Annotated in this window: 13 protein-coding genes; 4 read left to right on the forward strand and 9 right to left on the reverse strand. The window is 62.5% G+C overall.

Translation table 11 applies throughout. The annotated features are described in order from the left end of the window. The first annotated feature begins 32 nt into the window (after positions 1-32). The 4 genes from PSH76_RS26940 to PSH76_RS26955 all read left to right on the forward strand — a co-directional run bounded on the left by PSH76_RS26940 (position 33) and on the right by PSH76_RS26955 (position 5,180). Positions 33-275 (forward strand): exodeoxyribonuclease VII small subunit, encoded by a 243-nt coding sequence (locus PSH76_RS26940; RefSeq protein ID WP_003194556.1) that lies wholly within the window; start codon positions 33-35, stop codon positions 273-275. Further along, a complete protein-coding gene (gene ispA / locus PSH76_RS26945) occupies positions 272-1,159 on the forward strand; it encodes a (2E,6E)-farnesyl diphosphate synthase (RefSeq protein ID WP_098950237.1) in 888 nt (295 codons plus the stop codon). The genes PSH76_RS26940 and ispA overlap by 4 nt, the downstream gene beginning before the upstream one ends. A gap of 110 nt (positions 1,160-1,269) precedes the next feature. Next, a complete protein-coding gene (dxs, locus tag PSH76_RS26950; protein ID WP_305493218.1) occupies positions 1,270-3,168 on the forward strand; it encodes a 1-deoxy-D-xylulose-5-phosphate synthase in 1,899 nt (632 codons plus the stop codon). Between the two features lie 137 nt (positions 3,169-3,305). Next, complete coding sequence (locus tag PSH76_RS26955) at positions 3,306-5,180, forward strand: TonB-dependent receptor domain-containing protein (protein WP_305493219.1); 1,875 nt, start codon at positions 3,306-3,308, stop codon at positions 5,178-5,180. A gap of 90 nt (positions 5,181-5,270) precedes the next feature. Here PSH76_RS26955 and PSH76_RS26960 read toward each other — a convergent pair whose 3' ends face one another. The 9 genes from PSH76_RS26960 to PSH76_RS27000 form a co-directional block, all read right to left on the reverse strand. Beyond that, positions 5,271-6,056: a cobalamin-binding protein gene (locus PSH76_RS26960; protein WP_305493220.1), complete on the reverse strand. Its 786-nt coding sequence runs from the start codon at positions 6,054-6,056 to the stop codon at positions 5,271-5,273. Beyond that, complete coding sequence (locus tag PSH76_RS26965) at positions 6,053-6,472, reverse strand: MFS transporter (RefSeq protein ID WP_305493221.1); 420 nt, start codon at positions 6,470-6,472, stop codon at positions 6,053-6,055. Before PSH76_RS26965 ends, PSH76_RS26960 begins: the two co-directional genes overlap by 4 nt. Beyond that, positions 6,469-7,086, reverse strand: a complete 618-nt coding sequence (ribA, locus tag PSH76_RS26970) for a GTP cyclohydrolase II (protein WP_305493222.1) — start codon at positions 7,084-7,086, stop codon at positions 6,469-6,471. The genes PSH76_RS26965 and ribA overlap by 4 nt, the downstream gene beginning before the upstream one ends. 217 nt (positions 7,087-7,303) lie before the next feature. Further along, the gene (locus PSH76_RS26975) at positions 7,304-8,026 is read right to left on the reverse strand and encodes an ABC transporter substrate-binding protein (protein WP_305493223.1); all 723 of its coding nucleotides are present in this window, start codon (positions 8,024-8,026) and stop codon (positions 7,304-7,306) included. Positions 8,027-8,080: 54 nt separating this feature from the next. Beyond that, positions 8,081-9,046: a thiamine-phosphate kinase gene (gene thiL, locus PSH76_RS26980; RefSeq protein WP_305493224.1), complete on the reverse strand. Its 966-nt coding sequence runs from the start codon at positions 9,044-9,046 to the stop codon at positions 8,081-8,083. An 18-nt stretch (positions 9,047-9,064) separates the two neighbouring features. Next, positions 9,065-9,565: a transcription antitermination factor NusB gene (nusB, locus tag PSH76_RS26985; protein WP_098950231.1), complete on the reverse strand. Its 501-nt coding sequence runs from the start codon at positions 9,563-9,565 to the stop codon at positions 9,065-9,067. Continuing rightward, the gene (gene ribE / locus PSH76_RS26990; protein ID WP_003194576.1) at positions 9,562-10,038 is read right to left on the reverse strand and encodes a 6,7-dimethyl-8-ribityllumazine synthase; all 477 of its coding nucleotides are present in this window, start codon (positions 10,036-10,038) and stop codon (positions 9,562-9,564) included. Before ribE ends, nusB begins: the two co-directional genes overlap by 4 nt. Positions 10,039-10,126: 88 nt before the next feature. Then, on the reverse strand, positions 10,127-11,218 hold the full coding sequence (ribBA, locus tag PSH76_RS26995; RefSeq protein ID WP_060772740.1) for a bifunctional 3,4-dihydroxy-2-butanone-4-phosphate synthase/GTP cyclohydrolase II: 1,092 nt from the start codon (positions 11,216-11,218) through the stop codon (positions 10,127-10,129). Positions 11,219-11,233: 15 nt separating this feature from the next. Then, positions 11,234-11,896, reverse strand: a complete 663-nt coding sequence (locus PSH76_RS27000) for a riboflavin synthase (RefSeq protein WP_047711880.1) — start codon at positions 11,894-11,896, stop codon at positions 11,234-11,236. Between the last annotated feature and the right edge of the window lie 48 nt (positions 11,897-11,944).

The following is an 11,944-nucleotide window of genomic DNA, read 5'->3' on the forward strand; positions in this document are numbered from 1 at the left end:
GCGCCGGTTTACCGTCTACCGGAATTGCCGCCATGGCCCGCAAAAAAGTTGCACTCGATTTCGAACAATCCCTCGCTGACCTGCAAGCTTTGGTCGAGCGTCTGGAGAACGGCGAGTTGTCGCTGGAAGACTCGTTGACGGCGTTTGAGCAAGGCATCGGCCTGACCCGCGACTGTCAGAGCGCGCTGGCGCAGGCGGAGCAGAAGGTTCAGGTGTTGCTCGAGCGTGACGGGGAGTTGGCCGAAGAACCTTTCGATGCGGAACAGCCGGAATGATCAGCGCGTATCAGGCCAGTAGCCAAGCCCGGGTGAATGCGGCGCTGGAGCCCTTGTTTGTGGCGCCAAGCCCGGAAATGACGCGCCTCTATGCAGCCATGCGCTACAGCGTGATGAATGGCGGCAAGCGTGTGCGCCCGTTGCTGGCCTATGCCGCCTGTGAAGCTCTCGGGGCGCCGGCAGCCGAGGCGAATGGTGCGGCGTGCGCGGTGGAGTTGATCCACGCTTACTCCCTGGTGCATGACGATTTGCCAGCCATGGACGACGACGACTTGCGCCGCGGCCAGCCCACCACCCACAAAGCCTTCGACGAGGCTTACGCGATCCTGGCGGGCGATGGTTTGCAGAGCCTGGCGTTCAGCGCATTGCTGGACCCGCGTTTGAGCAGCGTCAACGCCGAGATCCGCCTGCGCATGGTCACCGCCCTGGCCCACGCCGCAGGCCCGGCTGGCATGGTTGGCGGGCAAGCCATCGACATGGGCTCGGTCAGCCTCAAGCTGGATCAAAAAGCCCTGGAACACATGCATCGTCACAAGACCGGCGCGCTGATTGAAGCCGCTGTGCAGTTGGGCGCCCTGGCCAGTGGCCGCGCCGACGCCGAGCACTTGGCAGCCTTGCAAACCTACTCCCGCGCTATCGGCCTGGCCTTCCAGGTGCAGGACGATATTCTCGACGTGGAAAGTGACACCGCCACCCTGGGCAAACGCCAAGGCGCCGATATCGCACGGGACAAGCCGACTTATCCTGCATTGCTCGGGCTGCAAGCCGCCAAGGCATATGCCATCGAGCTGCGTGACCACGCCCTGGACGCCCTGCGACCTTTCGACGCGGCGGCCGAGCCACTGCGTGACCTGGCGCGGTATATCGTCGAGCGTCGCCACTGACAGCCGCGGCCATTTGCGCCGCATATCGGCCAAGTTCGGCGCTCTGCGTGGGCAGTTTGCACGGCTTGAGGTAAACTGCCGCCTCTTCTATACCTATAACGATTCGCCTGATGCCCACGACGTTTCAAGAGATTCCCCGCAAACGCCCGTCTACGCCCCTGCTCGACCGTGCTACCACGCCGGACGGCCTGCGTCGACTGGGTGAAGCCGAGCTGGAAACCCTGGCCGATGAGCTGCGCCTGGAATTGCTCTACACGGTCGGCCAGACCGGTGGGCATTTTGGCGCCGGGCTGGGCGTGATCGAGCTGACCATCGCCTTGCATTACGTGTTCGACACCCCGGACGACCGGCTGGTGTGGGACGTGGGCCATCAGGCGTATCCGCATAAAATCCTCACCGGCCGTCGCGAGCGCATGGCCAGCCTGCGCCAGAAGGACGGCCTGGCCGCCTTCCCGCGCCGTGCCGAGAGCGAGTACGACACCTTTGGCGTCGGCCACTCCAGCACCTCTATCAGTGCAGCGCTGGGCATGGCGATTGCCGCCCGCCTGCAAGGCAGTGAGCGCAAGGCGATCGCAGTGATTGGTGATGGCGCGCTGACTGCCGGCATGGCCTTCGAAGCGCTGAACCATGCGCCGGAAGTGGATGCCAACATGTTGGTGATCCTCAACGACAACGATATGTCGATTTCGCGCAACGTGGGTGGCCTGTCCAATTACCTGGCGAAGATCCTCTCCAGCCGTACCTATGCCAGCATGCGCGAAGGCAGCAAGAAAGTGCTGTCGCGTCTGCCTGGCGCGTGGGAAATCGCGCGTCGCACCGAAGAATATGCCAAGGGCATGCTGGTCCCCGGCACGCTGTTCGAAGAGCTGGGCTGGAACTACATCGGCCCTATCGACGGCCACGACCTGCCCACCCTGATCGCCACGTTGCGCAACATGCGCGACCTCAAGGGCCCGCAGTTCCTGCATATCGTCACCAAAAAAGGCAAAGGCTTCGCTCCGGCGGAAGTCGACCCGATTGGTTACCACGCGATCACCAAACTCGAACCCCTCGATGCCCCCGCCGCCGCGCCGAAAAAGGCCAGCGGGCCGAAGTATTCCGGGGTGTTTGGCGAATGGCTGTGCGACATGGCCGCCGCCGACCCGCGCCTGGTGGGTGTGACCCCGGCGATGAAGGAAGGCTCCGACCTGGTGGCGTTCAGCGAGCGTTTCCCGCTGCGTTACTTCGACGTGGCGATTGCCGAGCAACACGCCGTGACCTTCGCGGCCGGCATGGCCTGCGAAGGCGCCAAGCCGGTGGTGGCGATCTACTCCACCTTCCTGCAACGCGGTTATGACCAGCTGGTTCACGATGTAGCGGTACAGAACCTCGACGTGCTGTTCGCCATCGACCGTGCCGGCCTGGTGGGCGAAGACGGCCCGACCCATGCCGGCAGTTTCGACCTGTCGTACCTGCGTTGCATCCCCGGCATGCTGGTGATGACACCGAGCGACGAAAACGAACTGCGCAAGATGCTCAGCACCGGCCACCTGTACAACGGCCCGGCCGCTGTGCGCTACCCGCGCGGCACCGGCCCGAACGCCGTGATCGAAAAAGACCTGGAGCCGATTGAAATCGGTAAAGGCATCGTGCGTCGCCAAGGCAGCAAAACTGCATTCCTGGTGTTCGGCGTGCAACTGGCCGAAGCCTTGAAAGTCGCTGAGAAGATCGACGCTACCGTGGTCGACATGCGGTTCGTCAAGCCACTGGATGAAGCGTTGGTACGCGAAATTGCCGCCAGCCATGAGCTGCTGGTGACCGTCGAAGAAAACGCCATCATGGGCGGCGCCGGTGCGGCGGTCAGCGAGTTCCTGGCGCGGGAGAACATCCTCAAGTCGGTGCTGCACCTGGGCTTGCCGGATGTGTACGTCGAACACGCCAAGCCGGCGCAGATGCTGGCTGAGTGCGGGCTGGATGAAGCGGGTATCGAGGCGTCCGTTCGCGAGCGCCTGGCGCTACTGACTCTGTAATCAGCCCCAACTGTGGGAGCTGGCTTGCCTGCGATGACGGCGGCACATTCGCTAACAATGTGTCAGATACACCGCTATCGCAGGCAAGCCAGCTCCCACAGTGGTTTTGCATGACATTCGAATGCTATGGACAGCCCATGAAACGCCTGTGCCTTGCCCTGCTACTGCTTCCCTGCGCCGACCTGCTCGCCGACACCCGCGACCAGGCCCTGAAGCTCTCCGACGTGGTTATCAGCGCCAACCGCCAAGTCCAGGCGCGTAACGACAGCAGCGCCGCCAACACCGTCTTCACCCGCGCCGACATCGACCGCCTGCAACCCAGCAGCGTCACCGACCTGCTCAGCCGCGTGCCCGGTGTGCAAGTTGCGCCAACCGGCGGGCGTGGCAGTTTGCCGGGGATTTTTATTCGTGGCACCAAGTCGGCGCAGAGCCTGGTGCTGGTGGACGGCCAACGCATCGCCAACACCACCTCCGGCGACAGCGGCTTGCAATACCTCAACGTCGATCAGATTGAACGGGTGGAAGTGCTGCGCGGTTCGCGCTCGGTGATTTACGGCAGCGATGCGATTGGTGGGGTGATTCAGGTGTTCACCCGGCGTAATGCCGAGCAAGGCTTGCAGCCGCGCTTGAAACTGGGGTTTGGCAGCAACCAGACCTGGGAGCGCAGCCTGGGCCTGTCGGGCGGCGATGAACACACGCGCTTCAACCTGGGCGCGAGCCTGGATGAAACTGCCGGTATCAACGCGAGCCACGCGTCGTTCCCCAGTGACGGCGACCATGATGCCTACCGCAACCAGTCCATCAGCCTGAACCTCAGCCATTCGTTCAGTGATGAGCTGGAGGTGGGCTTCAATCTGCTGGATAACCGTGGCAAGTCGGAGTACGACAACAGTTATGGCCGCTATGACGGCGCCACCGGGCAGAGCCTCGGCCAGAAACCCTACACCGACTACACCGTGAGCAGCGCCAGCGGCTATGTCGATGCCAAGCTCAATGACAGCTGGCAGTCGCGCCTGGAGCTGGGCCACAGCGAAAACCGCGACACCAAGCGCGATACCCTCAGCGATGATTACAGTGCATTCAACACCTACCGCGACTCGGTCAATTGGCAGAACGACCTGACCCTGGATGAGCAAAACAGCCTGATTGTCGGCGGCGACTGGTACGAAGATCGTTTCCACGGTTCTACCACCTTTACCGAGAACAGCCGCTGGAACCGGGCGGCCTTTGTGCAGCACCGCTTCAAGAGCCAGTGGTTTTCCACCGAGCTGGGCCTGCGCCGCGACCAGAACCAGCAGTTCGGTGGCCAGAACAGTTGGAGCGGCACCCTGACCGTGCCGGTCAACCCTGACAATGACCTGCTCCTGAGCTATAGCGAAGGCTTCCGCGCGCCGACCTTCAACGACCTCTATTACCCCGACACGCAGTACAGCAACCCCAACCTGCAACCCGAGACCTCAAAGAGCTACGAGCTGCAATGGCGCAGCCAACTGACCGACAGCACACGCCTGGAAGCCTCGCTGTATCGCACCGACCTGAGCGACGCGATCATCCTTGACGCCGGTAAGCCGCAAAATGTGGCGTCGGCGCGGATCAACGGCTTTGAAGCGGCGCTCAAGCAGGAACTGTTTGGCTGGCAGGGCAACTTGGGCCTGTCGCTTATCGACCCGCGTGACCGTGACAGCGGCCACACCCTGGCACGTCGCGCGCGGCGCACGGTGAACCTGGATCTGGACCGGCAATTTGATCAGCTCGGTCTCGGCGCGAGTTGGCAGGCGATCAGCAGCAGCTACGACGATGAAGCCAACCGCAACCGTCTGGGCGGTTATGCCTTGTTGGGGCTGCGCAGTAGTTGGGCGTTGAACCGGGAGGTGTCGTTGTCGCTGAAGGTGGATAACGTGCTGGATAAGTCTTATGCACGGGCCAAGTACAGCTACCTCGGGGAAAGCCAGAATTATCGTGAAGAAGGTCGGGTGTGGATGTTCGGGGTGACGTGGACGCCTGAGATCTGAGTAGCCTGAACCGGCGTCATCGCAGGCAAGCCAGCACCCACAACTGAAATGCATTCCCCTGTGGGAGCTGGCTTGCCTGCGATAGCGGTGTTACAGGTTCGGCGCAATCACCTGGCACAACCGCGCTACCGCCTCTAGCATCTGCCCACTCGGGCGTTCCAGACCCTTGTCCGGCACCAACCGTACCCGAGCAGCCATCATTGGCCATGCCTTCCAAGCGTCCTTCTGAGCCTGATCCCCTACCAGGATCACCTCCGGATCACGCGACAGCACCGACTCGATATTCACCTGCGGCGCCGGCAACTTCAGGTCATCAAACACATTGCGCGCGCCGCACACGCTGAGGGCATCGCTGATGATCTGCCCGCCGCCCACGGTGTACAGCGGTTGGTTCCACACTTGATAAAACACCCGCAGCGGCTCGGCCCGCCGGTAGCGCTGGCGCAACTCGGCCAAGCGCTGGCGCAATTGTGCGGCACGCTCGCGCCCCGCCTCAGCTCGGCCCAATTGCTCGGCAATGGCTTGCACCTGAGTGGTCAGTTGTTCAAGGCTGTGGGGTTCGGCGACGTACACCGGGATGTTCAACCGCTGGAGCTGCTCGCGCTGGGCCGGGCCGACGCTGCCAGGCCACAGCAGGATCAGGTCGGGCTTGAGGCTGAGCAGGCGCTCCATGTCCAACTGGCCGTAGTCCCCGACCGAGGGCACCTTCGCCAACGCCACGGGGCGCTCACCACCATCAAGTACGCCAACCAGCAAGTCGTCGGCGCCCAGTTCAAGCACGATTTCAGACAGTGACGGCGCCAGGCTGACAACCCGCTCCACCGCCAACGCCTGGGCACTGAAGACCAGCAGCAGCGCCAGCCAGTAGCGCTTCATCCCAACTGACGCGGTATGCGATAGAGGTAGAACAGCACCAGTGTCGACAGCGCCAACAGAAACAGCGGCACCGCCTCCAGGCCGACGAACACCGCCAGCGCACCGATCCAGGCCGGTAGCGCTGCAACCAGCAAGGCCGTGCGCCGACGCGCCGCCAGGGTGATCCAGGCTGCGGGCTCTTCAGCAGTATCAAGGGCTTTGGCGGTGGCGATCAGCGCGTGTTTATAGGCATGAAAATAACGCAGGCTGAGAAACATCGAGGCCACGCCGGCGATGAAAAACGGCATGGCCAAGACGGGCAACAAGGATTCAGCACGGCCAAACAGCAGGTTGATCACGAACAAGGGCAGCAATGCCAGGGCCAGGTACTGCCACCAACCGAAGGACAGTCGCCGTTTCACCTGGCCACGGGTCACGCGCGGTCGACCTCGCCCTGGTGCTCGTTGCCCATCATGTGGTCGAGCTTGCTGGCTTTGGTGGCCAGGTAGAGTTTGTTGTGCGGGTTATGCCCGGTGTGCAGCGGCACGCGCTCGGCCACAGCGATGCCCATCTCGGTCAAGGCTTTGACCTTGCGGGGGTTGTTGGTCATCAGGCGCAGGGATTTGACCCCCAGGTGCTCGAGCATCGGCAGGCAGATGGCGTAGTCGCGCTGGTCGGCAGCAAAGCCCAGGCGCTCGTTGGCCTCCACGGTATCGGCGCCGCCGTCTTGCAGCTCGTAGGCGCGGATCTTGTTCAACAAGCCAATGCCCCGGCCTTCCTGACGCAAGTACAGCAACACGCCACGACCTTCACGGGCGATGGCCTGCAGTGCGGCCTCCAGTTGCGAGCCGCAGTCACAGCGCTGGCTGAACAGCGCATCGCCGGTCAGGCACTCGGAATGCACACGCCCCAGCACCGGCTCACCATCGGTGATGTCGCCGAGGCTGAGCACAACGTGCTCGCGCCCGGTGGCTTCTTCAAGAAAGCCGTTCATGGTGAACGTGGCAAAAGGGGTAGGCAGCTTGGAAGCGGCGACGAAAACGACGGGCACCGTGTGCTCCTGATTTCAGATTTCACAGAGGCGGGCATTGTAACAGCACGTTCCTACAGACGCTTAAGCTGAATTATCGCTGATAAAGATCAATAGGTTCGATTGGCCTTTGGATTGATTCTATGTAGGCGCGAGCTTGCTCGCGAAAGTCGTCAACGATGACGGGGTATCCTGGGTGAACGTGGCGTTTATGAGTTTTTCGCGAGCAAGCTCGCTCCTACAGGGGGTAGGGTTGTTTCCAGCGGTCGAAAATTGCTTTCAGCTCACCGGTCTTGACCAGGCTGGCCAAGCGCTGGTCATACACGGCCATCAATGCCCTGCCGCGCTCGGTGTCGGCGAAGGCTACGTAGAGCGGTAGTTCAGCAATATGGGTGAGTTTGAATAGCGCCGGGTCTTGCGCCTGGCTGAGTACGTATTTGGCTTCGGCAAGGGCATCGATATAGAAATCGGCACGGCCGTGTTGCAGCATCGGCAGAATGCCGCTGCGCCGCTCGATCTGATTAAAGCGCTGCACGTTGGGCAGGTACCCCTCGTATTTGTAACCACGCACCCAGGCCAGGCGGTACTTGCCCAAGGTCGCCAGGGTCGGCGTGGGTGCAGTGGCCAGCCCGAGAGCATAGACATGATCGGCGTCGAAGTTCCAGCGCGGGTACAGCACACCACTGGCCTCCTCGCGATAGGTGCCGACACAACCATCCACCTCACCACGCTGGGCCAGGCCGATCGAGCGGGTGTAGGGCACGCTGCGGGTGTGCACGGTGATGCCAGCCGGTTCAAAGACTTGTCGCAACACGTCCCAGGCCAGGCCGCTGCCATCTTTGTTGGTGTAGTCGTTCCACTCCTCACTGGCCAGCACGATTTTGCCGGGCACGGGAGTGTCCGCCTGGGCCAGGGAAGCGAAGGTACACAGCACGATCAGCAGCCAGCGGCATGCAGCCATAGTCACGGCCTCTTACTCGGGATAATCGTATAAAGGGTAGCGCAGAGCGCCGGCTTAGGGCGTCTGGCGAAAATGCTGGTAGCCGCGCACGGCCGGGGTGATGTCCTGGCCGTCGCCGTCGAGCAGCGTCACGCCCTGCCCCGCTTCGACGCGGCCGACCACATGCACTGGCCAGCCAGCGGCCTGCAACGGTGCCAACTGGGACGGCGGCAAGGTAAACGCCAGCACGTAGTCGTCGCCTCCGCTCAACGCCGCCACGTGAGCCTGGTCTTTACCGAAAAACGCCAGCAAGGCCGCAGACAACGGCAACCGCTGGCGCTCAACCACCAGGCGCACCGCTGACGCCTTGGCGATATGCCCACAGTCAGCCAGCAGCCCATCGGAGATATCCATGGCTGCTGTCGCCTTGCCCCGCAACGCCAGCCCCAGAGCCAGCTGCGGTTGCGGCGACCAGTAATGCGCCAGCAGCGGCTCGGCAATGACCGCGTCAGCCGTGCGTTGCCCCACTACCAGCGGCAAGGCACCCGCGGCATTGCCCAACTCGCCGCCGACACACAGCAGGTCGCCCGGCTGTGCACCGCTGCGCGTCAAGGCCTGGCCAGCCGGCACGCGGCCGAACACGGTCAAGGTGAGGCTCAGCGGCCCACGGGTGGTATCGCCGCCCACCAAGCCTACGCCGCAGCTTTGCGCCATGGCGTTCAAGCCTTGGGCATAGCGTTGCAGCCAATCGGCTTCGACGCTCGGCGTGGTCAGGGCAAGGGTAAAGGCGAGGGGGTGGGCGCCCATGGCGGCCAGGTCGCTCACCGCTACGGCCAGCGAGCGCTGGCCGAGCAGGAACGGGTCACAGGGGTCGGCAAAATGCACGCCAGCCACCAGCGTATCGGTGGAGACTGCCAGTTGCTCCCCGGCGGGAAGCGCCAGCAAGGCGCAGTCGTCGCCGATCCCCAGGGCAATGCCTTCGCCGCCTTGCGCACAGGGCGCGGCGGCGAAGTAAGTGCGGATCAGCTCAAACTCACCCATTGAAGACTCAAGCGCAGGTTAGCGCTTGTGTTCCTTCACTTCGGCTTCACGCAGACGCGGGGCCAGCTTGTCGAGCACGCCGTTGACGAACTTGTGGCCGTCGGTCGAACCGTAGACTTTCGCCAGCTCGATGCCTTCGTTGATCACCACCCGGTACGGCACGTCAACGCGCTTGAGCAGTTCCCAGGTGGACAGGCGCATTACGCACAGCTCAACCGGGTCGAGTTCTTCGATGGTCAGGTCCAGGCAAGGCGCCAGGGCTGTGTCGATCTCGCTCAGGTTGGCGTGCACGCCGTGCAGGATGTCGTGGAAGTAGCTCTGGTCGGCGAAGGTGAAATCGTTATCGACGCGAAACTGTGCCTCGATTTCGTTCAGCGAAGCGCCTGCCAGGTGACGCTGGTACAGCGCCTGGGTCGCAAGTTGACGCGCCTTGCGACGCTTCTCGCTCTTGGACGGCTTGCCGGCATCAGCAGGACGCGGCTCCTGAGGGTTGAACTGATCGCTTTCGTCGGAAATCACTTGGCCTCCAACTGCGACAGCAGGCTGACCATTTCCAGGGCGGACAAGGCAGCTTCGGCGCCTTTGTTACCGGCCTTGGTGCCGGAACGCTCGATGGCTTGCTCGATGGAGTCCACGGTCAGTACGCCGAAAGCGACTGGTACGCCGAACTCCATGGACACCTGGGCCAGGCCCTTGGTGCATTCGCCGGCCACGTATTCGAAGTGCGGGGTACCGCCACGAATCACTGCGCCCAGGGCGATGATCGCCGCGTATTCACCCTGCTGAGCAACTTTTTGCGCAACCAGTGGAATTTCGAAGGCGCCAGGCGCGCGGATAAGGGTGATATCGCTCTCGCTCACACCGTGGCGAACCAGGGCGTCAACCGCACCGCTTACCAGGCTTTCAACCACGAAGCTGTTGAAGCGGCCAACCACCAGGGCATAGCGGCCTTTGGGGGCGATGAAGGTACCTTCGATGGTCTTCAGGGTCATTCGACAAATCTCTTAAAGAGCCGGGACGCGAAAAGTGCGTCCCTCAGTGATGATTTAACCGCGAACAAGGGGCAAAAATCGCCGGCCTTTATTCGGAGGGCACGTATTCTACAACTTCCAGGTCGAATCCGGATATCGCATTAAATTTCATCGGTGCGCTCATCAGGCGCATTTTGCGCACACCGAGGTCGCGCAGGATCTGCGAACCGGCACCGACGATGCTGTAGGTGGTCGGCTTTTTTACCGGCACGGCATCAGCAGTTTCGCGGATATGCGCCAGCAACACATCACCATCGAGCGGGTGGCCGAGCAACAGCACCACACCGCTGCCCGCCTCGGAAACCGCGGCCATGGCGGCGCGCAGGCTCCAGCGGCCCGGCTGCTTGACCATCAACAGGTCACGCAGGGGGTCCATGTTGTGCACGCGTACCAGGGTCGGTTCTTCGGCGCAAATGTTGCCCAGGGTCAGGGCCATGTGCACGTCGCCTTCCACTGAATCACGGTAGGTCACCAAATTGAATTGGCCCAGTTCGCTGTCCAGCGGCTGCTCGGCAATCCGCTGAACGGTACGTTCGTGGATCATGCGGTAGTGAATCAGGTCGGCGATGGTGCCGATCTTGAGGTTGTGTTCGGCAGCAAAGGCTTCGAGTTCAGTACGACGGGCCATGGTGCCATCATCGTTCATCACTTCGCAGATCACCCCGCTTGGCTCGAAACCGGCCATGCGCGCCAGGTCGCACGCGGCTTCGGTGTGGCCGGCGCGGGCCAGGGTACCGCCCGGTTGGGCCATCAGCGGGAAGATGTGGCCCGGGCTGACGATGTCTTCGGCCTTGGCGTCTTTGGCAGCAGCGGCTTGCACGGTGCGGGCGCGGTCAGCGGCGGAAATGCCGGTGGTGACGCCCGTGGTGGCTTCAATGGATACGGTGAACTTGGTGCCAAAACCCGAGCCATTGCGCGGCGCCATCAGGGGCAGCTTGAGCAATTCGCAGCGTTCGCGGCTCATGGGCATGCAAATCAGCCCACGGGCGTGCTTGGCCATGAAGTTGATGTGCTCGGGCTTGCACGCCTCGGCGGCCATGATGATATCGCCTTCGTTCTCGCGATCTTCGTCATCCATGAGGATGACCATCTTGCCTTGGCGGATGTCTTCAACCAGTTCTTCGATGTTATTGAGCGCCACGCGGCACCCCCTTGGTCAGGATTTCAGGTAGCCGTTAGCGGCCAGAAAACTTTCGGTGATGTTACCGGCTGCAGGCTCTGCGGCCTTTTCGCCCAACAACAGGCGCTCCAGGTAACGGGCAAGCAAGTCCACTTCCAGGTTCACCCGGCGGCCCGGCTGGTACGAGGCCATGATGGTTTCGCTGAGGGTGTGGGGAATGATGGTCAGTTCAAATTCGGCGCCATTCACGGCGTTCACGGTCAGGCTGGTGCCATCGACGGTGATCGAGCCTTTGTGGGCGATGTACTTGGCCAGCTCTTTGGGCGCGCGGATACGAAATTCCACGGCGCGGGCGTTTTCGCTGCGGGCGACCACTTCGCCGACACCGTCGACGTGGCCGCTGACCAGGTGACCGCCTAGGCGCGTGGTCGGCGTCAGGGCTTTTTCCAGGTTGACCGGGCTGCCGGCCGCAAGATCATTCATTGCGGTGCAGTCCAGGGTTTCCCGGCTGACATCGGCGGCAAAGCCGTTGCCCGGCAGCTCGATGACGGTCAGGCACACGCCGCTGACGGCGATGCTGTCGCCCAGCTTGACGTCGCCGAGGTCCAGCTTGCCGGTTTCAACCAGCAGGCGGACATCGCCGCCTTTGGGGGTCATTGCACGGATGCTGCCGATGGATTCGATAATGCCGGTGAACATTTCGTTCTCCTGAAAACGAGAGGCTGGCGCTTAGGCGCAGGCCGGGAA

The sequence above is a fragment of the Pseudomonas sp. FP215 genome (genome assembly GCF_030687795.1).
GTDB lineage: Bacteria > Pseudomonadota > Gammaproteobacteria > Pseudomonadales > Pseudomonadaceae > Aquipseudomonas > Aquipseudomonas salmasensis.